Source organism: uncultured Maricaulis sp., from assembly GCF_905480005.1.
Lineage (GTDB): Bacteria > Pseudomonadota > Alphaproteobacteria > Caulobacterales > Maricaulaceae > Maricaulis.
Window position 1 is genome coordinate 13,808 of sequence record NZ_CAJQOO010000010.1, and the last position, 24,988, is coordinate 38,795.

Genomic DNA, 24,988 nt, shown 5'->3' on the forward strand with positions numbered 1-24,988 from the left:
CTTCCGGTAGCCGAATGCCGGAAACCCGCACTGTTCAAACCACTGCCCGGCCTGAAGGCTCGCTAAACTAGCCAGCTCAAGGCCGATATCAACCGCTGTCGCGGCAATCTCCGCACGTCAGCCTTGCGGGACGAGCGGCCGGAAGCCCGAAAGCTTCCCCATAACAGTCGTGAAAGCACGCGCTTGCGAGCCCCTCGACATGCTGGCGTGAACCACGGGACTGCGACCTGTCGCAACCCCAATGGCTTCCGCCGTGAAACATCCAGCGACCGGGACATCGCCCCAGGCCGCAAAGGCCAGTCGGTCCAGCTTGGACCGACCATCCTCGGCCCCGTCCGACGCTTCGATGCGCCAGGCGGGCTTCCCGGCCTTGAGCGCCAGACGCACCGCGTCATAGCCCAGGGCCAGGTCTCCGGAACGGCGCGCCAGCCCCAAAAGGCTCAGCGCGCGCTCGACCAGCTGACCCTCAATCAGGCCCGCCAGGTCTTCCGGCACAGTCACCGGACACCCGAAGGCCCGGTTGAAGGCGGATTTCTTGACCGCCTTCTCGATCAGTTCACGCTGCGCACTCACCCAGGCGCCACGCCCCGGCAGTTTCGCCGCGAGATCGGGAACCAGCTGTTGGCCCGGCCCAAGGGCCATCCGGACAAGCTCCGCTTCGTCGCGAACCTCTCCGCTGGCCACGCAGCGCCGTTCCCGGGACAGGCTGGCCCGAGGGTTAGTCAGCCTTCGCCTCCTCACCCTCTTCCGGCAGCTCGGCGTCGAGGTCGAGGCCAAGCGCCTCGGCTTCGGCTTCCAGTGCGGCCAGGTCCATGTTCTCGACGTCGAAGACCCCGGCGGCTTCATCCACCTCTTCCTCAACGACTTCCGGCTGCGGCAGGTCTTCTTCCGAAATCCAGCCCGCATCCACACGGGCGCGCATGATCATCATCTCGGCATCTTCGGACGACAGATTGAAGTCTTCCAGAATGCCCGGCTCGCGCACGCGCTCGCCATTCTTGGTTTCAAACCAGCCGCGCAGGTCATCAGTGACCAGACCGGCGAGGTCCTCGACCGTCTTGACGTCATTCTCACCAAACTTGACGGTCATGGCGAGTTCCACGCCCTGCACCTCGAGAACAGCATCCTCGACGCCCAATTCCTTGCGCTTCGCATCCTGCTCGGCCGCCTGGCGGTCAAGATAGTCGCGGGCTCGGGCCTGGATTTCTTCCGCCGTGTCCTCGTCAAAGCCTTCGATGGCAGCGATTTCGCCGAGATCGACATAGGCGAGGTCTTCAACGTCGGTGAACCCTTCCGTGGCCAGAAGCTGGGCAATCACTTCGTCGACATCAAGGGCAGCGATGAAGATCTGGGTCCGCTCGGCGAATTCCTTCTGCCGGCGCTCGGACTCTTCTTCCTCGGTCAGGATGTCGATCGACCAGCCGGTCAGCTGGGAGGCGAGACGCACATTCTGGCCGCGGCGGCCAATGGCAAGCGAAAGCTGCTCATCCGGCACCACGACCTCGATGCGCTGGTCTTCCTCGTCGAGAACGACCTTGGCGACTTCCGCCGGCTGCAGGGCATTGACGATAAAGGTCGCCGGGTCGTCAGACCAGGGGATGATGTCGATCTTCTCGCCGGCCAGCTCGGAGACCACAGCCTGGACACGCGAACCGCGCATACCGACGCAGGCACCGACCGGGTCGATGGATCCGTCATTGGAGATCACGGCGATTTTCGCGCGCGAACCCGCATCGCGAGCGACAGACGGGATTTCGATGATACCTTCGTAGACTTCCGGCACTTCCTGCGCGAACAGGGCAGCCATGAAGTCCGGATGGGCACGTGACAGGAAGATCTGCGGACCGCGCACTTCCTCGCGCACATCATAGATGTAGGCACGAACACGTTCATTGTTCTGCAGGTTTTCGCGCGGAATTCCATCGGCGCGACGGATGATGCCTTCCGCACGGCCGAGATCGATGATCACATTGCCGTACTCGACACGCTTGACGATGCCGGAAATGATCTCGCCGACGCGGTCCTTGTACTCTTCGAACTGGCGCTGGCGCTCGGCTTCACGCACTTTCTGAGTGATCACCTGCTTGGCGGTCTGCGATGCGACACGGCCAAACTCGATCGGTGGCAGCTCGTCGGAGAAGACCGTGCCAACTTCGGCCGTCTTGTCGATTTTCTTGGCGTCGGCGAGGGTGAGCTCCTGGCTCTCATTCTCGACTTCTTCCACAACCGTCATGTTGCGGGTCAGCGACAGTTCGCCCGTCTTCGAGTCGATCTTGGCGCGAATGTCATTCTCGGCTCCATAGCGGGAGCGCGCAGCCTTCTGGATGGCTTCCTCGATGGCCTCGATCACAATCGATTCATCGATGGACTTTTCTGCCGCGACCGCACGCGCGATCTGCAGCAATTCCAGCCGGTTTGCACTGACACCAATGCTCATCGGGTGATCCCCGTTGCGTTGAAAAGCGACATTATTCGTCTCCTTCAGTCGTCGCGGAGCTGGCGCTCCGCGCTTTCAAATCCGCCTCGATCAAGGCGTCTGTCAAAACCAGTTTGGCTTCAAGGATCCAGTCAAACGGGATCATCGTCGTTTCGTCTTCGCCTTCCATGTCGAGGCCGACCGTGTCGTCCTCCACACCGGCCAGGATGCCGCGGAAGCGCTTGCGACCCTCGGCCAGGCGGTCAAGTTCGATCTTTGCCTCATTACCTTCCCAGCGCGCGAAATGCGGCAGGGTGGTGAGCGGGCGATCAATACCGGGCGAGGAGACTTCCAGATCATACTCGCCGGCGATCGGATCCTCGACTTCGAACACGTCGGAAAGCGCGCGCGAAAAGCGGGCACAATCCTCGACCTCGATAGCCGTGCCATTTTCGCGATCGGCCATGATCTGCAAGCGGGGCCGTTTGCCGGACATGATCCGCACCCGCACCACCTCCAGCCCGAGCTCGGCAGCGACCGGCTCGGCGAGAGCGAGAATGCGATCATCCTGTGGCGACTTGGTCTTCAAGGCACGAATTCCGTCTGCAGAAACAAAAAGAGCGGCCGCCGAAGGCGACCGCTCGAGTGTATCATCCGATACAATCGAACATGTAATGCGCGTTGTATACGCCCCATGGAGCCGATTGGCAAGAGAACAGCTCGGCTGCAACACCCCGGTCGACGACCACCCCGCCTAAGCTAAAGTCCGACCTCGGAAATCGTGGGAGAACCGGAATGCGGTGGCTGGTAATCATTGGCTGCGTCGTGGGCGCGGGACTGGGATTTGTCGCCGGACGTGTGACCGGGGGGCCAGATGAACCCCCGGCGCCACCACCGGTCGCAGCAGAGCCCGACGGGGCCTTTGCGGCGCTCGATCCGGCCCGACAAGCAGAATTGCTGGCCTGCGATATCGACGCCGCCGGCCTGTCATCACTTCTGGCGCTGGACATGGCCGCCTTCGACCAGGACTTCTCGGGCGGATGGCGCGCCGTGAAGTCGCGGGACGGCTGCGGCGCGGCTGCCGCCACCGTAATCGAGGCCTACCTGCTCTATTCCGAGCCCTACCCGCCCTCGGGCTCGTTGACCCTTTTGCGCTGGCATGCGGGTCAGGCCCTCGCCAGTGACGGTCAGTATGCGCGAGCCCGGGCCTTCTTTGCCGGCAGCTATCAGCGCCCCGCTGACCAATCGGCAAGCGAGTGGAATCTCTATGTCGATGGCACCCTCGCTTTCATCGATCGCGACCAGCCGGCCCTGCAGTCGGCGCGGGACACGCTCGCAGCGATGCCTGTCAGCGATGAGGAGCGCACCGCACGTCAGGCCTTCCTCGACGACAATCCGCGGATAAGCATGCCCGACGGCTTCGTCGATGAACCGTCAAACCTCAATATACTTGACGATTTCATCGCTTGCTGGGACCGGAATTACGCCGACGCCTATGGCCGCGCCTGCCGCCACTGATCAATCGCGCAGGAAATCCATGAAGACCGGCGCGCAATCGCCGAGATTCTTGGTTTCATACCGCGTTGTGATGTGATCGGCGGGCGGCGTTCGCCAATCCTCCGCGGTGTCCGCCTGCCACACGAAACGCCCGTCGCCCGACAACTCGGACATGCAGTGGTCGGCATAGGATTTGACGTCTGTCGCAATGCGCAAGCGTCCGCCGGGCTTCAGCAGGCGTGCAAATTGGTCGCGCGTCTCGGGCTGGACGAAGCGCCGCTTGGCGTGACGCTTCTTGTGCCAAGGGTCCGGGAAAAGCAGATAGATCCGATCGAAACAGCCGGTCTCGAAGCGCGGCAGGATTTCGCGGGCATCCTCGCGAGCGAGGCGGACATTGGTCAGACCCGCGGCATCGACGCCGGTCAGTGCCTTGGCGACGCCATTGAGAAAGGGCTCGATCCCGATGAAGCCGATTTCCGGATGGGCCGTGGCCTGGGCAACCAGATGCTCTCCGGCTCCAAATCCGATTTCAAGCGCCTGCTCGGCACAATCCGGCAAAAGCGTCTTCGGCACGATCATCCCCGCTTCCGGCAGGGTGATGCGCGGCAAGAGATGATCAACGAGGCCCTGCTGGCGCGCTGACAGGGGCTTGCCCTGGGAGCGTCCAAACAGCCTGAAAGCGGGTTTTTCTGGCGTATCTTGCGTCATGGGCCGCGGGTTTAGCGTTTTCCGGCTATTCTTGCACCGGGAAAGTCAGCGCCCATCACGCGTCGGCCGGGTCTTCCGAGGCCAGCGTTCGCACCAGCTCCAGCACACGCCGCCGAACCTTGCCGTCCTTGATGCGCGAGAAGGATTCCGCCAGCGTGACACCATCAATGCTCTGGATGAAGTCGTAGACGATCGGTGTCTGATCGCCCTCGGCTACGCCGGCGATCGAGGGCTCACCGACAAGGCCCTCGAAGAAGAACTGGACCGGCACATCAAGTGCACGTGACAGACGGTATAGCCGGCTGGCGCCGACCCGATTGGCGCCGCGCTCATACTTCTGGATCTGCTGGAAGGTCACGCCGAGCTCGTCTCCCAGCTTTTCCTGGCTCATCTTGAGCAATTGTCGCCGCAGCCGGACACGAGATCCGACATGAATATCGATCGGATTGGGACCACGCGGGGTCACCTTCGGCATCGGGATCCCTCTTTCAGGTTGCACCACAGTGAAGGTCGATTACGCCAAACTAGCACAACCGACGCGATACAACCCAATCAACTCATCTCACGGATGCATGCTTTGCGGCCCGCGAAAGCCGGAAACGCTGCCAGGCCATGCCCACAAGAACGAGGATGCAAAAGGCCAGGAAAGGACTGTCGCCCCAAAGGGAATAAGGGGTTCGGCCAAGACTGCCCGGCAGGGCGACATCGCGAACCCCTTCCGCGCTTGGGTCAAGCGTCACGCGGGCACGACCAAGCGAATCGACCACGCCGGAAACTCCCAGCGCCGCGGAGCGGACCATGGGAAGACCGGTTTCGATGCTGCGATAACTCGCCTGGTTGAAATGCTGGCGCGGTCCGGATGTGGGCCCGAACCAGGCATCATTGGAGAGATTGTATATCCAGCCCGCACGGGTTTCGGCCGACCCGACGAAATTCGGGAAGATGGCCTCGTAGCAAACCAGCGGCAACATGCTGGGAGCGCCCGGAATATCAAGCACATCGGCGCCCGGCCCCGGCGTGAATTCATACCGGGCCAGCTCCTGCAGTGCGGGAATTCCCGTCATCGCCAGGGCGCCGGACAAGGGTGTGAATTCGCCGAAAGGCGTCAAGCGCACCTTGTCATAGAGCGCCGCAATACGCGGCGTGCCTGAGGGAAAACGGAGCGCGGCCAGGGTGTTGTAATAGCGCAGGCTGTTGCCATCAGCGGCCCGTCGGTTGACGCCTGCCAACAGGACCTGGCCCTCGTCCAGGCTTTCGCCAATCCGGGCCAGTGTCGCACCGTCCTCAAGCATGAAGCTTGGCAAGGCGCCTTCCGGCCAGACGACATGCGTCACCGCTTCGATGCCCTCGCGGCCCGTCAGGCTGAGATAGCGATCGCGGGTGAGTTCAGCACCGCCCGGCGCCCATTTCTGGGTCTGCGGAATACCGGCCTGAACCAGGCGAATAGTGACACCCGGCACGTCTTCCGGCGCGCTTGCAGCAAGCCGGATCGCGCCCGTCGCCAGCACGATCGTGGAGATGGCCAGGGCCGCAAACGCAGGCAGACAACGCCCCAATTCCAGCCGCGGGGTGACCGCGACAAGGGGGGCTGTCAGAACGAAAAGGGTAAGCAGGCTGAGTCCGTAAACGCCAAACCAGGACGCTGTCTGGCTGACCAGTCCTCCGGCCGGCCAGACATAGGCAGGCAAATTCCAGGGCAACCCGCCCAGGACATGGCCGCGCAGCCATTCGGTGAAGGCCAGCGCGGCGGCGAAAACCAGAACGCGCCAAACCGACCGGGGCGCCAGGGCACAGTAGATCACCGCCCCGAGCCCCCAGAAAACCGCCATCAGGGCAGCCAGGGCCGGCAGGGCGAAGGGGGCCGCGTATTGCAGTCCCTCCCCGCGTGTGAGGAAGGCGTAGACGACCCAGGCCATGCCCGCGAGAAAGTAGCCGAAGGCGAATACAAAGCCGCGAAGAAAGGCGCTGCGGAGCGGCTTGTCGGCCCGGCGCGCACCATCCAGCGCCGCGAACAAGACCCACAGGCCCAACATCAGGGCTGGCACAATGTGCAAGGGGGCCAAAGACAGCGCGCTGAACAGCCCGGCCAGGAAGATCACCAGCCGGGGGCGCCAGCCGAAATGTGCGGCCAGCCAGATCCGCGGTTGCCAGACCAGGACGTGCAGGCGCTGCATCAGCCCGCGTCCGTATTGTCCGACCCGGTCGCAACCGACTTGTCGGGACGCTTTTGCGGCGCCCTGACCCGCATGCGCTTGATGCGTCGCGTGTCGGCGTCAATCACTTCAAACTCATAGCCGGTAGGGTGGCGGATGACCTCGCCACGTTCCGGAACGCGCCCGATCAGCGTGAAGACCAGACCGCCCAGACTGTCGACATCCTCGTCCTCGTCCTCGGCCGCGATCTCCTCACCGACGACCGCCTCAAAGGCGTCGATCTCGGCCCGCGCTTCGACATCCCAGACACCGGGTCCGCGCGCCCGGATGGCCGGCGTTTCCTCGTCATCATGCTCGTCCTCGATATCACCGACGATCGGCTCGATGAGGTCTTCCAGGGTCACGAGACCGTCCGTGCCGCCATACTCATCGACCACGAGAGCGAGGTGCATGCGCCGACCCTGCATGCGTCGGAGCAGATCGAGCGCCTTCATCGAAGGCGGCGCAAAAAGGAGGGGGCGACCGATCGAGGGCAGGACCTGTTGCTGCGACCACCCCGCCGGGCGCTTCCCGGATGTTCCCGGCGCGAGATGGCTGACCACATCCTTGATGTGCACCACCCCGACGGGGTCATCCAGCGTGTCACGATAGATGGGCAGGCGGGAATGTGCAGCGTGGGCGAAGATCTTGGCCAGCTCGCCCAGCGGCGTTGCCACGTCGACGCCAATGATATCGGCTCGCGGCACCATCACATCTGCAACCCGCAGCTTGTCGAGCGCATCTGCCTCGATCGAATTGGGCGCGACGCCGGTCGGAGCCGCAGCCCCGGTCCCTCGAGGGCGATGCCCGGCAGAGAAAAGTCGTGAGAACCAGGGTCGACTATCAGGGTCTGAAGGCGCTGAAGTATCGGTCATTTCGCTGCCGGGGCCGGGCCCGGATCCTCATTCTCATAGGGGTCGGTCACACCCAGATGGGCAAGGGCGCGCCGTTCGATCGCTTCCATCACGACGGCTTCGTCATCTGCCTGGTGATCATAACCTTGAAGGTGCAGGAAGCCATGGATGACGAGATGGCGCAGATGATCACCAAGCGCGATATCGCGCGCTTGTGCCTCGCGCGCCACGACGCCATGCGCGAGTGCGATATCGCCAAGATGATTGTCGGCATGCTCGCCGGACGGGAAGGACAGGACATTGGTCGGGCCGGTCTTGCCGCGAAACTGCGAATTCATGGTCGCGACGGCATCGTCGTCGGCCAGAAGAACCGCGACCACGCCGGGCTCACGCTCCGGCAATTCCCGGCAGACTGCAGTGATCGCCTCCTCGACGAGGCGCGTCTTGCCTTCCAGCGATGACCAGGCGTCATCTTCGACAATCAGATCAACGGCGTTCATCGTGATTGCGCGCTACCGGTCTTGTGGCGCACATCTTCCTCATAGGCTTGGACAATCCGCGCCACAAGATCATGGCGAACCACATCAACGCGCGAAAAGCGCGTGATGGCAACACCTTTGGTGCTGGAAAGAATATCGAGCGCATGGGAGAGACCGGACGGATCACGCGGTCCCAGATCACACTGGCTGGGATCACCGGTCACTGCCATGCGCGACCCTTCACCCAGTCGGGTCAAGACCATCTGCATCTGCGCCCGCGAGGTATTCTGCGCCTCGTCGACCACGACAAAGGCCCGGTTCAGTGTGCGTCCACGCATGAAAGCAATCGGCGCAACTTCGATCCGGCCATCCTCGCGCATCTTCTCGAGCTGGCTGCGGCCGAGCGTGTCGGCGAGCGCATCCCACACCGGCAGGAGATAGGGGTCGACCTTCTCATTGAGGTCACCGGGCAGGAAGCCGAGCTTCTCGCCAGCCTCGACCGCCGGGCGGGTGATGATCAGTTTCTCGACCTTGCGCTGGACCAGCATGGAGGCACCATAGGCGACCGCCAGCAGCGTCTTGCCGGTTCCCGCGGGGCCGACACCAAAGATCAGGTCATAGGCTTTTTCATTCTTCAGCGACCGCACATAGGCGCGCTGCCCCTCGGTGCGGGCGATCAGGCTGGAGCCGCGCGGCACCCGGATGACACCGTCATCCACGCTTCCAACCGACTCGTCATCATCCTGCATGCGCAGCGCGGCGCGCACGGCCGCCTCGTCACAGGTCAGCCCGTGTTCGAGACTGGCATACAGACGTTTGAGAACACGCTTGGCCTCATCCCGGGCGGCATTGTCCTCGGCCGTAATCACGACCTGGCCCCGACCTGGTGCGCTCATCGAGACGCCGAGATCCTGTTCCATGATCATGAAGAAGCGGTCGCCCGCGCCGGCCATGCCGCGCAAACGTTCCACATCTTCGAAATACAGGCTCTCAGACGCCGCCTTGCGCGGCTTGGCAGCGCGCTTGCGGGCTGGTGGGCGCGATGCGGTCACGCGGCGCTCCGTTTCGGTCCGATCAGGCGACCGGAGAGCGCATTGCGGGATGCACCCTCGATCTCGACCTCGGCGATCTGGCCGATCAACTCGGCCGGGGCATGGGCATGGACGGATTGCAGATAGGGGCTGCGACCGTGCAGTTGGCCCTCAAGCCGGCCCGGCTTTTCAAACAGGACCGGAAGCGTCTTGCCAATCATCGACGTGTTGAAGGCGATCTGCTGTTCGTCGAGCAGGGCCTGGAGCGCGGCAAGCCGCTCACCCTTCACGGCCTCATCGACCTGATTGAACATGGCCGCGCCCGGCGTGCCGGGGCGTTTGGAATACTTGAACGAGAAACAGGACGCGTAATTGACCTCGCGCACGAGCTCCATCGTCGCCTCGAAATCGGCATCAGTCTCGCCCGGGAAGCCGACAATCATGTCACCGGAAATGGCAATATCCGGGCGAACCTCGCGCAGACGGGCAATCGTCGTGAGATAGTCCGCGGCCTCGTGCTGTCGGTTCATCGCCTTGAGGATCTTGTTCGACCCGGACTGCACCGGCAGGTGAAAATAGGGCATCAGCTTGGGCGTGTCGGCAAAGGCCTGGATCAGGTCTTCATCCATGTCGCGCGGATGCGAGGTGGTAAAGCGAATGCGTTCGATACCGCCGATCAGGGCGATGTGGCGGACCAGCTGACCCAGCCCCCAGGGCCCGTCCGCTTCGCGGCCACTGGGCGCGGCGCCGTGAAAGGCATTGACGTTCTGGCCCAGCAAGGTGACTTCGCGAATGCCCTTGGCGGCCAGCGCGCGCACTTCTCCGACGATCTGGTCGACCGGGCGCGACCATTCCGCGCCTCGCGTATAGGGCACAACACAGAAGGTGCAGAACTTGTCGCAACCTTCCTGGACCGTGACGAAAGCCGAATAGCCCTCGACATGACGGTCATTGCCGAGCCGGTCGAACTTGTCCTCGACCTCGAATTCGGTGTCGAGCGCCTCACCCTTGGCGCGGTGGGCCTGGGCAATCAGCTCGGGTAGTTTGTGATAGGTCTGCGGCCCGACGACGAGATCGACGACCGGAGCGCGTTTCATGATCTCCGCGCCCTCGGCCTGGGCCACACAGCCAGCCACAGCGATCGTCATCCCGCCGGACGCGGCCTTCTCATCCTTCAGCGGACGCAGGCGCCCGAGCTCGGAATAGACTTTCTCGGCGGCCTTCTCGCGAATGTGGCAGGTGTTGAGAATGACGAGATCGGCGCCCTCGGGCGTGTCGGCTGACTCATAGCCAAGCGGCGTCAGAACGTCCTTCATCCGGTCGGAATCATAGACATTCATCTGACAGCCATAGGTCTTGATGAAGAGGCGTTTGCGCGTCGTACTCATGAATTTCTTCGACCTGTCCGGCAGATCGCTACCTCATTGCTATCAGACACGCCGCTTTCGGCAGGTCCGGGGAGGCGCGGGTTATGATGGATATGGGGTCTGAACGCAAGGCCTGCCAGTCGATCCGGTCCGGAGCGTGACTATTCTGCCGGGTCAGTCACCTGCTTTGGCGGCATGGCCGGTTTTGGGGCGGGGCCCGGGTCATGGCGGCGGGCGGACAGGCCGATCATCAAGGCGATCAGGGTCAGCGCGGATGCGACCAGGAAGGGCGCACCGGGGAAGGTGACCGCAGCCTCCTCCTCGGAGAAATGGGAAAAGATGCGCGACATCATCAGCGGCCCGATGATCATCGACAGGCTTTGAAGCGACGTCATCGCACCCTGCAACTCACCCTGGGCGTTCGACGGGACGATCCGTGACATCACCCCCTGGAGCGCCGGCTGGCCGATCCCGCCAAGAGCCGCAAACACGATAATCGCGTAGACCATCCAGCCCGAGCTCGCGAGGCCATAGAGTGCGTAGGCGAAGACAGCCAGAACCAGCGAGATTGTAATCGCTCGCCATTCGCCGAGCTTGGGAACCAGAATGCGTGTCAGACCACCTTGTACAATCGCTGACGACAGCCCCACCGCCATGAGCGACAGACCAATCTCCCCGGGCCCCCAGCCAAATTTGAAATCGGTGTAATAGGACCAGATCGCCGGATAGACCGAGTGTCCCAGCAGCATCAGGAAAATGGCGAACATCAACACCAGCACCGCAGGGTATTTGCGCATCTGCATCAATGAGCCAAGCGGATTGGCACGCCGAATGTCGAACGCCCGGCGATTTTCCGGCTTCAACGTCTCGGGCAGGACAATCAGGCCGTAGACAAAATTCGCACCGGCGAGGACAGCCGCAGCGAAGAAGGGGGCCCGCGGGCCGAAATTATCACCCAGAAACCCGCCAATCGCCGGCCCCAGCGTAAAGCCGACACCGAAGGCGGCACCGATCAGACCGAAGCGGGCTGCACGCTGCTCCGGCGGGGTAATGTCAGCGATGTAGGCATTCGCGGTGGAATAGCTGGCGCCGAAAATCCCGGCCAGCAACCGGCCGACCAGCAAGAGCCAGAAGACCGGTGCGAACCCCATGATGATGTAGTCGATGGTGAAGCCGGCAAGGGCGGCCAGCAGGACCGGCTTGCGACCGAAGCGGTCGGACAGTCCGCCAACGATCGGCGCGAACACGAATTGCATGGCGGCATAGGACACCATCAACCACGCGCCCAGGATGGCGGCATCATCTGCCTGCAATCCGGTCAACTCTTCAATCAGGTCCGGCATGACCGGGATGATCAGGCCGAAACCGATCATGTCGATCAGGACAGTGATGAAGATGAAGATGACCGCGTGTTGGCCGGTCGATCGGACGGACATGGCGTTCCCTTGATGTCGGGCCGGTCGGGCCGGACCCCGCGCCTAGTCCTCGGCGCTCTTGAGCGGTACGCCGTAGAGTTCGAGTCGGTGATCGACAAGCTTGTAGCCCAGCTTGCGCGCGATCGCTTCCTGCAGCCGCTCGATCTCCTCATTGACGAATTCGATGACCTCACCGGACTTTAGATCAATGAGATGGTCATGATGCTCGTCGCCGACTTCCTCATAGCGCGACCTTCCGTCGCGGAAATCATGGCGCTCGATGATGCCGGCCTCTTCGAACAGGCGAACCGTCCGGTAGACCGTCGCCAGCGAAATCCGGGGATCTTCGTCCGAGGCGCGGCTATGCAATTCCTCGGCATCGGGATGGTCATCCGACTGCGACAGCACCCGGGCGATGACCCGGCGCTGGTCCGTCATTCGCAGTCCTTTGGCAATGCAAAGCTTCTCGATCCGGTCCGGCATGCGAAATCCCCTTAGTGTTGAACGAGAAATAGGCGCTCAGGGGGCGGTCTGTCCATCTTTACGCAGCCATTTTTCGAGCACCAGCGCATCGCTGCCATCGCGATAGTAGGCCGGTCGTCGGGCCAGCTCGTCATAACCCGCCCGCGAATAGAGAGACAGGGCGCCCGGATTTGCGGTTGAAACCTCCAGGAAGACCCGCCCAACACCTTGGTCTAGCAGCGCCTTCTCCCCTGTTGTCAGGATATTGTCAGCATGCCCGGATCGGCGACAATCGGGATGAGTGGCAAGCGTGAGCACTTCCGCCTCATCGACGGCCCGGCGAAATAGCGCCAGGGCCACAAAGCGTCCGGCTTCACGGCAGACCCAGGCCGAGCAGCCAGGCAGGTTAAGCAGTGAGGCAAACTCCGCTTCCGACCAGGGCTGCGGGAAGCAATGCGCGTGCAGGTCAGCCAGCTCGGCCGCACTGGACGCCCAGACCGCTTCCGGCACGACCTTCATGCCGGGGCGACCCCGCCGGGAAGCTTCGCGTCTGGCGGTCGGGCATAGAAGGGCGTGGGTGGACTGTCCGACGCCGACAGCTCACCCGTCATGGCCAGGAGTGCGGCGGGATCCAGATTCTCGATCCCGAGGTCATCAAACCCCGCCCCGACATGTCGGGCACCGGTGCCGGTGACGAGGCAATCGACACCGCCAAGATCAATCAGACGTGCCTCCAGGTCGTTCAGCGCACGGCGTTCGGGTCCTGTCGTCTGGCCATCCCGCCAGACCTGCAGGATGACTTCATCGCGCTTGGCGTCATGCAATACGGCCAGGGCCGGGCGGGCGCCGGCCTGTCGGGCAAGGACTGCGAGGTTGGAAAGGCCGATGCATTGAGCCTGGCAAGCCAGCGCCAGGCCGCGCGCAAAGGCGACACCGACACGCGTGCCGGCGAAGCTTCCGGGGCCCGCAGTCACACCGATCCGGGTGAGCGCGTTCGGCGTGATCGCCGCCTGCTTGAAGAGAGTCTCGACCATGGGCGCAAGGCGCTCGGCATGACCACGCCCGATCGGTTCGCTGAGCACGTGCTCCGACCCATCGGGCAAACGGAGCGCCACGGTGCAATTCACCCCTGTCGTATCAATGGCTAACCAGCTCATGACGCCCGTTATACGGCTATTCGCGGCCCGCGCGACGCCCTATTCCACGGCCTCAACCGCCTGGATTTCCGGAATGTAGTGCTTGAGCAGATTTTCGATGCCGGACTTCAGCGTCATCGTCGATGACGGGCAGCCCGCGCAGGCACCCCGCATCTTCAAGCGCACGACACCACTATCGGAGAGGTAGGAGTGGAAGAGGATGTCGCCGCCATCCTGGGCCACAGCGGGGCGGACCCGGGTGTCGATCAGCTCGATGATTTCCTTCACCAGGCTCTCGTCATCGCCGGAATAGTTGGCGTGTCCGCTCTCATTGACCGCCGCACCGACAATCGGCCGACCCGATTGAAGCCCATCCATGATCGCGCCGAGAAGGAAGGGTTTGATATGGTCCCACTCATAAGCGTCAGTTTTCGTGACAGCGATGAAGTCCTCGCCAAAGAAGACACCCGACACGCCGTCGACCAGGAAGAGATCGGCCGCCAGCGGCGCCTCGGCCGCGTCCTCCTCATTCTCGAATTCTCGCGGTCCATCCGGCGCAATCTCGCGGCCTGGCAGGAATTTCAGCGTATTCGGATTGGGTGTGGCTTCGGTCTGGATAAACATGGCAGGGCCTCCTGCCGATGACTTGGCGCTCTTTCGCCACCCATTCAACCACACACGGTGTGGGGATATCAGACGAGGGCGTCTATTTCGACCTGGTCCATATCGCCCGGCACCACCGTGACGGGGACAGCCCGCCCGGTGAACAGGCCCTTTCCGCGTGACAAGGCCGTCACCAGAGGGCCCGGCCCTTCGCCATTGGCCGAGGCCGCCAGAACCAGCAGGGAAATCAGAGAATCTTCCTCGAGGAGCTCCGCCAGGACCGTTCGCCGGTCGCCTTCGCGCAGGAGGAGTTCCGGACGCTCACCGGTGACCGCTTCGGCATCCTCGGCCATGGATTCCAGCAGGGCTTCAGCCGCCCCTTCGGCTTCGCGCTTCGCGGTCTCCGCGACACCGATCCAGTGACTGAAATCACCCGGCTCATGCGTTGCAAGGATGGCGACGTGCGCCCCCGTGGCCTGGGCGCGCCGGGCGGCGAAATAGAGCGCGGTCCGGCACTCGGAGCTGTCGTCTGCAACGACGAGGAATTTGCGCGAACTTGGCGGCATGATGCGAGTTTGGCGTGTGCTGAAGGACACGTCCAGACTTTCATGCTAACCGGGCCCGGAAAGGAAGTCCGATGTCTCGCACCACCCTGATCGACCGCCGCAATGCCGGCACGCCCCAACGCGCCTATTCTCTCGATGGCAAGTGCCTGCACTGGCAGGAGACAGATGGCGAAACCGTCGGCCAGCTGCCACTGGATGGCGTTCGACAGGTTCGACTTGCCGTCGAGATGGCCGGCCGGGAAAGCCAGGTCGTCTGTCGCCTGAGCTCGGAAGACGGGACCGAGATCGCCTTCGGATCGATGCGCTGGGCCGGGGTCGGTCTGTGGGAAGCCAATGCGCGCGATTTTCGTGATTTTCTGACCGAGCTGCACCGGGATCTCGCCGAACAGGCGGGGCCTGTCCGATATATTGAGGGGTCGTCAATGGCCTTTCTCGCCATCATGGCCGGGCTCGGCGGAGTGCTCGCCCTGGTCGGAGCCGGCTTCTTCGCCAAGCTCTTTCTGATCGACGAGAATGCGATCGGTCTTGTTTTGATCCCGGCTATCGCGCTGGGGCTCTGGCTGATGGGACTTTTCTGGCCGCGCGCCGCCAAAGACTATGATCCGGCTCGCTATATCGAGGCGTCAGCAGACGAGACCGCAGTCCAGGCAGACGAGTCCGGCGCGACCGTGGCAGAAAAAGAGGGTTCGGTAACCTCTCGTTAACCATCTCGCAGGCGCGCCGGACCGTCAGCCAAATTGCCTAGTTCTCATTCCCCGCCATGGGGGCAAACGCCTGGACGGCAAAATTCACGGGTACCGGGCCTGCGCGTTCAAACACCAGCGTCCCGGCGACCTGGTCGCCCTCCGTTACCGGCGCAAGACCATGCACCATCAGGTGCAGGCCGGCAGGGGCGAATACAAGCGGACCCGTATCGTCCAGATCCTGCGGACCAACCGGGCGCATGCGCATCATGCCCTGATCATCCATGGTGTGACCGTGCATCTCGACGCGACTGGCGCCGTCGATCTCGGCAGAGACAAGGCGGTCGGCATGGCCGTCAGTCAGAACCGCCTGAAAATAGGCGGCGGTCACATCCCGACCCTGCGGATGCGGGCGAATCCAGGCCAGCCGGATATCCACCACCGGGGTGATGCCATCCTCTGGCAGCGGGCTCAGTCGTGCGTCGTCCGCCGCGTGCATGGTCCCGTCTGCATGATGACCGGTTTCCGGTTGAACCGGATCCGAGCCACCGCCACAGGCGGCGACCACAAGCCCGATGGCGGGCAGAAGAAAATGCATTTTCATGTTCTCGTCCTCGTGAAGGAGGGGCCGCTATCCGAGCCGCCCCGAGCGTATTGCCATCCCGACGTGAGCGTCCAGTCCCTCTCCGATTGCGGCCCGTTGAGACCTGATGGAGTGGACAGGACAGCGCGCGGCCTGACGCTGACGGCGCTTGTCGTCAGCGTGTGCGGCCGGAGTCGCGCCGGGCGAAACTGACAGGGTTTCCCGGCCGCAAAACGCCGGGGTCACTGTCAGGCAGTCCGGTGATCGATAGGAGGGGGCGCACGGGCATCCGGCCGCAGGCGAGGTCGCTGCAGGGCGTGCGGCAAGCCAGTCCTCCGACCCTGCACGAGGGCATGCCTGTCCGGCGGAGCCAATGCGGTGAGCGCCGCCGCCGGCAGGGCAAGAACGGGACAGGCAAGGCAGTCATCACAAACCAGGACCGGCAGGGCGGCATCATCCACCACCGATTGACCGGACAGCTTGGCCAGGATGGCAAGATTGGCGGCATCCTCTCCGCTCAGTTCACCGCGAATCTGCGGCGCACAAAGCAGCCAGTTTTCATCGCCGCTGGCACGCGCCATCGCCTCCGCCGCAAAGGGGAAGAGCGCGCTCCAGACGAGCACCAGGCCCAGAAGACCGGTTCGCAGGCGATGCCAGGTCATGATGGGGATTTAGCCGATCGGTTCACGCCTGAGGAGTGCGGCAAATCCGCTAGCCCCAAAATCCGATGATCTTCTTGGTCTCTTCGACAACCGGCTGCGCAACCGCCCGGGCACGCTCGGCCCCTTTGGTCAGGATGCGGTCTATTTCGGCCTTGTCGGAAATCAGACGGCGATATTCGTCCGAGATCGGCGCCAGATACTGCACGGCCACATCGGCCAGCGCGGGCTTGAAGGCTCCAAAGCCCTGGCCGCCGAACTCGGCGAGAACATCTGCCTTGGACTGGCCGGCCAGCGCGGCATAGATGCCAACGAGATTGGACGCTTCGGCACGCCCCTCGAGCTCTTCCACGGTTGCCGGCAGTGGCTCCGGGTCGGTTTTGGCCTTCTTGATCTTGCGGGCGATCATGTCGGCATCATCTTCCAGATTGATGCGCGAATTGTCGGAGACGTCCGACTTGGACATTTTCGACGTGCCGTCACGCAAGCTCATAATGCGCGCGCCAGGCCCCTGGATGAGCGGATCGGTTTGCGGGAAAACCGCTTCACCCTTGCCGAAATCGCGATTGAAGCGGGCTGCGATGTCACGACACAGCTCAAGATGCTGTTTCTGGTCCTCACCAACCGGCACTTCCGTCGCCTTGTAGACGAGGATGTCCGCAGCCTGGAGCACCGGATAGGTGAACAAGCCAACCGAGGCCCGCTCCTTGTCCTTGCCAGCCTTGTCCTTGAACTGGGTCATGCGCTCGAGCCAGCCGAGGCGCGCAACACAATTGAAAATCCAGGCCATTTCGGCATGGGCGGGCACCGCAGACTGGGCGAAAATCGCGCTCTTTTCCGGATCCACGCCCGCGGCGATATAGGCCGCCGCGGCCGAGCGCACCGCGTCCGGCAATGTGGCGGGATCGTGCGGCATGGTGATCGCATGCATGTCGACCACGCAGTAGAAGCACTCGCGCGTTGGGTCCTTTTGCAGTTCCACCCAATTCTTGAGCGCACCCAGATAATTGCCGAGATGCAGCCGACCGGTCGGCTGCATGCCGGACAGGACGCGGTGCGGACCTTTGTAATCGGTGGGCGTGTCACTCATGGCAGGGCCTTGCGGAAAAGACGAACAGGGACAAGCGTCTTAGCGAGCGCGGGGCCGGGTCTCAAGAGCGCTTGAGCGCGGCACGCACCTCGGACGGGCGCAAGGCACCGGTCAGCAGCGCCGCAAGGCCATAGACAACCAGGCCGGCGCCACAGACCAGGAGCAAGGTGAGTAGCGTGGAATCAAACAGATAGGGCCTGACCAGGTCCGCATATTGGTCTGCTGCGAAAAGGAAGGCGGCCATGATGGCGCAAGCACCGAGAATGCGCGGCACTTTGCCGAGCAGGCGGGCATCTGGTTCCAGCAGGCCGCGCCGATGCAAGGTAACCGCGAGAAGGATGGTGTTGACCCAACCAGCCAGGGCGGTCGCGATAGCCAGGCCCGCAAAGCCAAGCGGCCCAAAGAAAAGGGCGAGACCAACAACCAGGTTCACGACCACGCCAACACCCGCGAACTTCATCGGTGTCAACGTGTCCCCACGGGCGAAGAAGCCGGGCGACAGGACCTTGATCAGCACGAAGGCGGGAAGGCCAATGGCAAAGGGGACCAGGGCTTGCCCCACCATGATCGCATCCTGCGGCGTGAACTCGTCACGTTGATATATGCCGGTTGCGATGAAGACGGGGATGACAGCCAGCGCCGTTGCAGCGGGCAGTGTCAGTGCCATCGCAATCTCCAGCGCGCGATTCATCGCGTTCGAGGCTGCCTCAACGGCCCCGGCCCGCACACGACTGCTGAGGGTCGGCAGAAGAACCACGCCCATCGCGATGCCCACTACGCCCAAGGGTAGTTGATAGAGTCGATCCGCATAATACAGCCAGGACCGCGCGCTCAATTCGGTTGTCGCGATGGAGGATGTCACCAGAATATTGATCTGTGTCACGCCGGCCGCGACTGCGCCGGGAACCCCAAGCACAATCAGGCGTCGCACGCCGGGCGAAAGACGGGGCAAGGTCAAGGTGAGCCGCAAACCGGTCGCGCGGCAGGCGGCGAACAGCCAAACCAGCTGCGCAATGCCCGACAGGCTGATCCCGATCGAAAGATGCAGGGCAAGGTCTTCGCCCTCAGCCGGCGATAGATAGAGAATGCCGATCAGGGTCAGGTTCAAAAGCACTGGCGCCGCTGCCGCCACCGCAAAGCGGCCATGCGAGTTGAGCACGCCGCTAAGCATGGCGCTCAGGGACATCATCAACAGGTAAGGCATGGTGATCTGGGTCAGGAGAACCGCCAGGTCGAGCTTGTCGGGCTCTCCGACGAAACCCGGCCCCAGCGCATACATCAGCCAGGGCATCAGCAATTGCGCGGCCACGACCAGCACGAACATTGCGGTCAGAAGGACCGACATGACCTGGCGTGCAAACAGGATGGCTTCGTCCGGCTGACCGCCCTCGAGCTTGCCCGCATAAAGCGGGACGAACGCCGAATTGAACGCGCCCTCCGCAAATATTCGCCTGAAAAGATTGGGGAATTGGAAGGCTGTCAGGAATATGTCAGTTACCGCTCCCGCACCCAGGGCGGCGGCCAAAAGCATTTCCCGAACAAGGCCCAGCACACGGCTCGCCATGGTCAGCACGCCGACAACGGCAGTAGAACGCAGCAAGCGCATGGCTACCTCAACACGCTGGCCCGCGCCCGGGCGATACCCCGTTGCGCAGCCGTCTTGTCAAAAGCGGTCTCGCTTTCGGAGAACACGGCGAGCAGGCCGCTGCGAATTCGCTCGGCAATTGCCTCATCCTCCAGCTTGGCGCCGCGATGGGTGACGTAGAACACGTCCGTCGCGCGTTCGCCATAGCCATCAATCTGGGCGGATGTGAGGGCCAGATGTTCGTCGGCGAGGATATCGGCCAGATCCGCCAACAGTCCCGGTCGGTCCCGGCCGGAGGCCTCGATCACGGTCGCCTGCTCGGCAAGTTCATTGGAAATGGTCACGCTCGGTGTCACCCGGAAAGCCGCGTCGCGCCGCTTGAGCGGGGCGGCATCGCGGCGCCGGACCGTGATTTCACCGGTCGCGACTTCACGGAGATATTCAACCAAGGCCTGACGCTGCAGGGCGTCGAGCCGACCATAGGGTTGCCCGGCGGCATCCTGGATATAGAAAATGTCGAACACCTGCTCGGACGCCGTGGTGTTGATTGTCGCCCCGACAACATCGGCCCCGACCTCGGCAAAGGCGGCGACGATATCGGCGAAGACACGCGCGCGGTCCGGCGACCAGATCATCACCTCTGTAGCCGCCCGCCGCCGATCCACGCGCACGGCTGCGGACGTCTGGCGTCCGGCGTCGCGGGCATGGCGCACAAAGGCGGCATGGCGAAAACGATCCTCCTCCGAGAAGGCTGTCCAATAGGCGTCATTGAGCTCGGAAGCCCACCAGGCGGCAAAGGCCGGATTGACCCGTTCCAGACGCGGTCTGATCCGCTTGCGCGCCAGCTCGGCCTTGTCGGCGAGCGTTTCGCGCGCCAGCTGGAGATTATCACCCTCACTGGACAGGACTTGTTCGGTTGCCGCGTAGAGCTCGCGGATCAATTGGCCCTTCCAGCCATTCCACACACCCGGCCCGACGGAGCGGATATCAACCACGGTCAGGACGGTCAGAAGGCGCAGGCGTTCAACCGTTCCGATAGCCGCAGCAAAATCCGCGACGGTTTGCGGATCAGACAGATCGCGGCGCTGGGCGGTATCACTCATCAGGAGATGGTTGGCGATCAGCCAGGAAACGAGCTCGGTCTCGGCCTCGCCCAGCCCCATGCGTTCGCAAGCCGTCATGGCCCGGGCGGCGCCCTCGATGCACTGATCACCGGCTCCCTTGCCGGTATCGTGCAACAGAACAGCCAGGTGCAGGGCGCGCCGGTTCTGGACCAGGGGCGCCAGACGGGTCACGAGCGGGTGGTCAAGCGGATGGAGGCCGTCCTCGATCTCACGCAACAGTCCCAGCGCCTGCAGGGTATGCTCATCAACCGTGTAGCGGTGATACATGTTGAACTGGGTGCGCGCGACAATATCGCCAAACTCCGGCACATAGCGCCCGAGCACACCGGCCTCGGTCATCATGCGCAGAACCGCCATCGGGGCCGCGCTGTCCAGCAAGACAGCAAAGAAGGCTCGCGCGGCCCGCGGCGCCCGGCGAAAATCATCATCAATCAGGTGCAGGGTGCGGCCGATCCTGGCAACCGCTTCGGGATGCAGGTCCAGGCGCCGCGATGCAGCCACATGGAAAAAGCGCATCAGGCGGATCGGATCTTCGCGGATCTGGGTGGCATGGGCAAAATCAAGCCGCCCCTCGCGCACTATGAACTCCCCGACATCGGCCTCTTCAGCCGCATCCATGCCAGGCGGTAGAAAGCGGGCGAGGCCCTTCGGCTTGGATTTCCAGGCGTCGGCTTCCAGCTTGGCACAGACGAGGCGCGTCAAGGCGCCGACATCCATAGCCGTGCGGAAATAGCGCCGCATGAAGCGCTCGACCCCGTTCTCGGTCTCGCCATCCTCAAACCCCATGCGAGCCGCGATCTCCGGCTGGACATCAAAGGTCAGCCGCTCATCCTTGCCGCCGGCAATCTCGTGCAAGTGGAAGCGCACGGTCCAGAGGAAATCGTCCGCGAGAATATATTTCGAGACATCCTCGACAGACAGCAAGCGACTACCGACCCAGCGCTCGAAAGCATCAGCGCCATAAAGGAATTGTGCCAGCCAGCGCATGAGCTGGAGGTCCCGAAGCCCTCCCTTGCCCGATTTGAGATTGGGCTCGACTGTGTAGCGTGAACGCCCCGCTTTCTCGATCCGGGCATCACGTTCCTTGAGCTTGGCCTCCACGAAACCGGGCAAATCGCCGGCCACGACTTCATCGCGGAAGCGCTGGGCCAGGGCTGCGGTTGCTGTCTCATCTCCCGCAAGATGACGCAGGGAAAGCAGGGCCGTGCGCTCCGAGGCATCCTCGCTGGTCAGCTCGATTGTCTCATCCATGGTGCGGCAGGCCCCGCCGCCAACATCGATCTTGAGGTCCCAGAGCGCATAGAGGAATTGCTGCAGGAAGGCATCCGTTTCCTCGCTTGCCCCGTCCGGCTTGATCAACATCAGGTCGATATCAGAGGACGGTGCCAGTTCACCGGCACCAAATCCGCCCTGGGCGCACAGGGCGACCCCGGCCGAGCCTGTCTCGTCCGCCGCCGCCATGGAATCGAACAGGGCGTGGAGGCAGGCACTCATGCCGTCGCACAGAAGATGGGCCGCGACCGCGCCACCACCCGCGCCGGACAGGCTCGCAAAAGCCTGTTTGCGGAAGCGGTCGATCGAAGCGCGCACATGCAACAGGGCCGCCGCCCGCGCAGCCGGCGAGTCCCAGCCCTGTTGAGACAGGGCGGAAGCCAGTTGGGCCCGCAATTGCAGACCATCCAGCGAAGCGGGGAGAACGGGCATCGTCATGATGGCGCCAATCTAGTTCAACGCCCGGGCCGGCGTCACGTCTTCTTCATAAGGGTTTTGAGCGCGTAGAGCACATCAAGTGCCTCGCGGGGTGTCAGGGCGTCCGGATCGATCTGTTCGAGACGGGTTTCAATCTCCGACACATAAGGCTCCACTTCCGGTTCGGCTGTCGCGAAGAGGGGCAGATCGTGCAGCGCCGCTGCCGGGGTCCCATCGGCTTCCAGGCGCTCGAGAATCGCCTTGGCGCGCTTGACCGCGACCCGCGGCAGACCGGCACGGCGGGCCACTTCAATCCCGTAGGAGCGATCTGCGGCACCGGCCCCGACCTCATGCAGGAAGACCAGCTCCCCCTTCCACTCACGCGCTTTCAGGGACACATTGCCGGCCGCGTCGAGATCGTCTGCGAGGCGCGTCAGCTCGTGATAATGCGTGGCGAAAAGCGCCCGACATCCATTCACGGCATGCAGGTGTTCTGCCGCGGCCCAGGCGATTGACAGACCATCAAAGGTCGCAGTCCCGCGCCCGATCTCATCCAGGATGACAAAGCTGCGCGGCGTGGCCTGGTTGAGAATAGCGGCCGTCTCGATCATCTCGGCCATGAAGGTTGATCGGCCCCGCGCCAGATCATCCGCAGCTCCGACCCGGGAATAAAGCCTGTCAGCGATCCCGATACGGGCCGCGCGCGCCGGGACATAACAGCCCGACTGGGCCAGCATCAGGATGAGGGCATTCTGGCGCAGGAAGGTCGATTTACCCGCCATGTTTGGCCCGGTCACAAAAGTCAGGCGTGCGGCGTCCATCCCGGCGCCGTCGAGATGACAGTCATTCGGTGTGAACCGGCCATCGCCGGCCTTGGCCAACGCGCGCTCGACAACCGGATGCCGTCCGCTCTCGACGCGGAACGTGCTGTCATCTGATACGATCGGGCGGCAGGCCTCGCTTTCCTCGGCCCATTCGGCCAGACCCGCCGAAACGTCAAAATCGGCCAGAGCCTGCGCCGCTCCGCGGATCTGATCCGCGACGAGTTCCACACGGTCGCGCAGTCCGGAAAAGGCGTCCAGCTCCATGGCCTGGGCCCGGTCGCCGGCGGATGCGATCCTTGCTTCCAGCTCGGCCAGCTCAGTGGTTGAAAAGCGCACCGCATTGGCCATGGTTTGACGGTGAATGAAGCGCTCATCCCCCATCAGGGCATCGCCATGCTTCGCCGTGACCTCGACGAAATATCCCAACACATTGTTATGCTTGACCTTCAGCGCGCTAACACCGACGGCCTCGGCATAGGTCTGCTGGAGCCCGGCCACGACGCGCCGGGAGGCATCGCGCAGCTGTCTCAATTCATCCAGTTCAGCCTGCCAGCGCTCGGCGATAAAACCACCATCGCGAGCAAGAAGCGGCGGCTCATCGACAATCGCCCGTTCGAGATCAGCGACCAACCGGGCCAGCTCGGGCTTGTCACTGAGGACCAGCGCGGTCAGCCCGTCTGCGACCAGGGCGGGCGGCGTGTCCAGCGTCTTGTCGAGCAGGCGGGCGGCAATGATCTCGCCTTCCTGCAACGCCGCCGCCAGGGCTTTGAGGTCACGCGGTCCGCCGCGTCCGAGGAGCAGGCGTGACAGGGCGCGCTCTGCATCACCTGCCTGGCGCAGGCGTTCGCGCAAGTCGCGACGCTCGGCCCGACCACGTTCGAACCAGGCAATGGCATCCAGTCGCGCTTCGATCACCGCGACATCCGTCACCGGACGGGCGAGGCGCTCGGCCAGGCGACGAGCGCCCGGCGCGGTTACCGTACGATCGATCGCGTCCAGCAACGACCCCTGACGTGCCCCTGACAAGGTGCGGTCGATCTCAAGGCTGGCGCGGGTCGCGGGATCAATGGCGAGGCTTGCCCCGGCTTGTATCTGAAGCGGCGGGGCGAGCTTGGCCGGCGCCCCCGCCTGGGACAGCGCAAGATAGTCGAGCAAGGCGCCAAGCGCCGCACACTCCGCCCTGGAGAAACTCCCGTACGCCGTCAATTCCTGGACCCTGAACTGGTCCTTCAGCTGGCGCTCGGCTGAAGCCGGATCGAATTTGGCCTTCGGCAAAGGGGTCAGCGTCGCCCGCGGCGCGAGACCGGCGGCTTCGGCAAAGGCGCGCTCCTCGACAAGAAGCTCGGCCGGGCTCAAGGCCGCGATCTCGGCGGCCATATTGTCCGGTGCCACCGGCGAGACCCTGAAATCACCGGTCGAAACATCGGCCCAGGCGAGCGCCGCCTCGCCCGTCGGCAAATGCGCCAATGCCGCAATACGGTTGGACGACCGCGGGTCAAGCAGGGTGTCTTCGGTCAATGTGCCTGGTGTGACGATCCGGGTGATCGCTCGCTTCACCACAGCCTTCGAGCCCCCGCGCGCCTTGGCGGCCTTGGGGTCTTCCATCTGCTCACCGACCGCGACCTTGAAACCGGCCTTGATCAGGCGCGCCAGATAGGCTTCCGCCGTGGCCGCCGGCACCCCGCACATCGCGATCGGTTCACCCTGGTGTTCGCCGCGCTTGGTCAGGGCGATGTCCAGCGCAGCCGACGCGCGCACGGCATCATCAAAGAAGAGCTCGTAGAAATCGCCCATGCGGTAGAAAAGCAGGGCATCCGCCGGAGCCTGACTTCGCAACTCCAGGAATTGCTGCATCATCGGCGTCGCCCCTTCCGGGGTCGGGAAGGTGCGGTCGCGCGGGACAGGGAGGGTCGACATGGCATTCATCGGCGCAGACGGTGGCGAGGTTTCGCCTTGCGTGCAAGGGTGCGAAGCGGCTAGAGCGCTGTAAGACCCGGGACTTCAGAGTATACAAGGACAACGGTG

Annotated in this window: 24 protein-coding genes; 2 read left to right on the plus strand and 22 right to left on the minus strand. The window is 63.4% G+C overall.

Going from position 1 to position 24,988, the window contains the following annotated elements; genetic code table 11:
- Positions 1-117 precede the first annotated feature (117 nt).
- Genes QZ266_RS01620 through rimP form a run of 3 tightly spaced genes read right to left on the minus strand, consistent with a single transcriptional unit; the run spans position 118 to position 3,005 of the window.
- The gene (locus QZ266_RS01620; protein ID WP_295691064.1) at positions 118-741 is read right to left on the minus strand and encodes an RNA-binding protein; all 624 of its coding nucleotides are present in this window, start codon (positions 739-741) and stop codon (positions 118-120) included.
- Entirely contained in the window at positions 719-2,437 is a 1,719-nt protein-coding gene (gene nusA / locus QZ266_RS01625) for a transcription termination factor NusA (RefSeq protein WP_295691066.1), read from the minus strand. Before nusA ends, QZ266_RS01620 begins: the two co-directional genes overlap by 23 nt.
- Positions 2,438-2,468: 31 nt before the next feature.
- Positions 2,469-3,005, minus strand: a complete 537-nt coding sequence (rimP, locus tag QZ266_RS01630; protein ID WP_295691069.1) for a ribosome maturation factor RimP — start codon at positions 3,003-3,005, stop codon at positions 2,469-2,471.
- Positions 3,006-3,211: 206 nt separating this feature from the next.
- Between rimP and QZ266_RS01635 the strand changes: the two genes are divergently transcribed.
- Entirely contained in the window at positions 3,212-3,934 is a 723-nt protein-coding gene (locus QZ266_RS01635) for a hypothetical protein (protein WP_295691071.1), read from the plus strand.
- On the opposite strand, the gene trmB is transcribed toward QZ266_RS01635, so the two are convergent.
- The 13 genes from trmB to QZ266_RS01700 form a co-directional block, all read right to left on the minus strand.
- Complete coding sequence (gene trmB, locus QZ266_RS01640; RefSeq protein ID WP_295691074.1) at positions 3,935-4,621, minus strand: tRNA (guanosine(46)-N7)-methyltransferase TrmB; 687 nt, start codon at positions 4,619-4,621, stop codon at positions 3,935-3,937.
- A gap of 55 nt (positions 4,622-4,676) precedes the next feature.
- On the minus strand, positions 4,677-5,096 hold the full coding sequence (locus QZ266_RS01645) for a helix-turn-helix transcriptional regulator (protein WP_295691077.1): 420 nt from the start codon (positions 5,094-5,096) through the stop codon (positions 4,677-4,679).
- Positions 5,097-5,178: 82 nt separating this feature from the next.
- Positions 5,179-6,795, minus strand: coding sequence for an apolipoprotein N-acyltransferase (gene lnt, locus QZ266_RS01650; protein ID WP_295691080.1), 1,617 nt, complete (start codon positions 6,793-6,795; stop codon positions 5,179-5,181).
- Complete coding sequence (locus QZ266_RS01655; RefSeq protein ID WP_295691083.1) at positions 6,795-7,688, minus strand: transporter associated domain-containing protein; 894 nt, start codon at positions 7,686-7,688, stop codon at positions 6,795-6,797. The genes lnt and QZ266_RS01655 overlap by 1 nt, the downstream gene beginning before the upstream one ends.
- The gene (gene ybeY / locus QZ266_RS01660) at positions 7,685-8,167 is read right to left on the minus strand and encodes an rRNA maturation RNase YbeY (RefSeq protein ID WP_295691086.1); all 483 of its coding nucleotides are present in this window, start codon (positions 8,165-8,167) and stop codon (positions 7,685-7,687) included. Before ybeY ends, QZ266_RS01655 begins: the two co-directional genes overlap by 4 nt.
- Positions 8,164-9,198, minus strand: coding sequence for a PhoH family protein (locus tag QZ266_RS01665; protein WP_295691089.1), 1,035 nt, complete (start codon positions 9,196-9,198; stop codon positions 8,164-8,166). Before QZ266_RS01665 ends, ybeY begins: the two co-directional genes overlap by 4 nt.
- Positions 9,195-10,565 carry a tRNA (N6-isopentenyl adenosine(37)-C2)-methylthiotransferase MiaB gene (miaB, locus tag QZ266_RS01670; RefSeq protein ID WP_295691092.1) on the minus strand — a complete coding sequence of 457 codons (1,371 nt, stop codon included), beginning with the start codon at positions 10,563-10,565 and terminating at the stop codon, positions 9,195-9,197. The genes QZ266_RS01665 and miaB overlap by 4 nt, the downstream gene beginning before the upstream one ends.
- Before the next feature lie 140 nt (positions 10,566-10,705).
- Entirely contained in the window at positions 10,706-11,980 is a 1,275-nt protein-coding gene (locus QZ266_RS01675) for a TCR/Tet family MFS transporter (RefSeq protein WP_295691094.1), read from the minus strand.
- A gap of 42 nt (positions 11,981-12,022) precedes the next feature.
- On the minus strand, positions 12,023-12,442 hold the full coding sequence (locus tag QZ266_RS01680) for a Fur family transcriptional regulator (protein ID WP_295691095.1): 420 nt from the start codon (positions 12,440-12,442) through the stop codon (positions 12,023-12,025).
- A 36-nt stretch (positions 12,443-12,478) separates the two neighbouring features.
- A complete protein-coding gene (locus tag QZ266_RS01685; protein ID WP_295691097.1) occupies positions 12,479-12,940 on the minus strand; it encodes a GNAT family N-acetyltransferase in 462 nt (153 codons plus the stop codon).
- Positions 12,937-13,578, minus strand: coding sequence for a tRNA (adenosine(37)-N6)-threonylcarbamoyltransferase complex dimerization subunit type 1 TsaB (tsaB, locus tag QZ266_RS01690; protein ID WP_295691099.1), 642 nt, complete (start codon positions 13,576-13,578; stop codon positions 12,937-12,939). Before tsaB ends, QZ266_RS01685 begins: the two co-directional genes overlap by 4 nt.
- Positions 13,579-13,617: 39 nt before the next feature.
- Positions 13,618-14,181 (minus strand): NifU family protein, encoded by a 564-nt coding sequence (locus tag QZ266_RS01695; RefSeq protein ID WP_295691102.1) that lies wholly within the window; start codon positions 14,179-14,181, stop codon positions 13,618-13,620.
- Positions 14,182-14,249: 68 nt separating this feature from the next.
- The gene (locus QZ266_RS01700) at positions 14,250-14,756 is read right to left on the minus strand and encodes a universal stress protein (RefSeq protein ID WP_295691105.1); all 507 of its coding nucleotides are present in this window, start codon (positions 14,754-14,756) and stop codon (positions 14,250-14,252) included.
- 41 nt (positions 14,757-14,797) lie between these two features.
- On the opposite strand from QZ266_RS01700, the gene QZ266_RS01705 reads away from it, so the two are divergent.
- Complete coding sequence (locus QZ266_RS01705) at positions 14,798-15,430, plus strand: hypothetical protein (protein WP_295691107.1); 633 nt, start codon at positions 14,798-14,800, stop codon at positions 15,428-15,430.
- A 37-nt stretch (positions 15,431-15,467) separates the two neighbouring features.
- Here the strand turns inward: QZ266_RS01705 and QZ266_RS01710 are convergent, their stop codons facing one another.
- The 6 genes from QZ266_RS01710 to mutS form a co-directional block, all read right to left on the minus strand.
- On the minus strand, positions 15,468-16,013 hold the full coding sequence (locus QZ266_RS01710) for a copper chaperone PCu(A)C (protein ID WP_295691108.1): 546 nt from the start codon (positions 16,011-16,013) through the stop codon (positions 15,468-15,470).
- Between the two features lie 227 nt (positions 16,014-16,240).
- A complete protein-coding gene (locus tag QZ266_RS01715) occupies positions 16,241-16,654 on the minus strand; it encodes a hypothetical protein (protein WP_295691111.1) in 414 nt (137 codons plus the stop codon).
- Positions 16,655-16,703: 49 nt separating this feature from the next.
- Positions 16,704-17,741 (minus strand): tryptophan--tRNA ligase, encoded by a 1,038-nt coding sequence (gene trpS / locus QZ266_RS01720; protein WP_295691114.1) that lies wholly within the window; start codon positions 17,739-17,741, stop codon positions 16,704-16,706.
- 61 nt (positions 17,742-17,802) lie between these two features.
- Positions 17,803-19,347 carry a murein biosynthesis integral membrane protein MurJ gene (gene murJ, locus QZ266_RS01725; RefSeq protein ID WP_295691117.1) on the minus strand — a complete coding sequence of 515 codons (1,545 nt, stop codon included), beginning with the start codon at positions 19,345-19,347 and terminating at the stop codon, positions 17,803-17,805.
- 2 nt (positions 19,348-19,349) lie between these two features.
- Positions 19,350-22,160: a [protein-PII] uridylyltransferase gene (locus tag QZ266_RS01730; RefSeq protein WP_295691118.1), complete on the minus strand. Its 2,811-nt coding sequence runs from the start codon at positions 22,158-22,160 to the stop codon at positions 19,350-19,352.
- 35 nt (positions 22,161-22,195) lie between these two features.
- Positions 22,196-24,889 carry a DNA mismatch repair protein MutS gene (gene mutS, locus QZ266_RS01735; RefSeq protein ID WP_367178196.1) on the minus strand — a complete coding sequence of 898 codons (2,694 nt, stop codon included), beginning with the start codon at positions 24,887-24,889 and terminating at the stop codon, positions 22,196-22,198.
- Between the last annotated feature and the right edge of the window lie 99 nt (positions 24,890-24,988).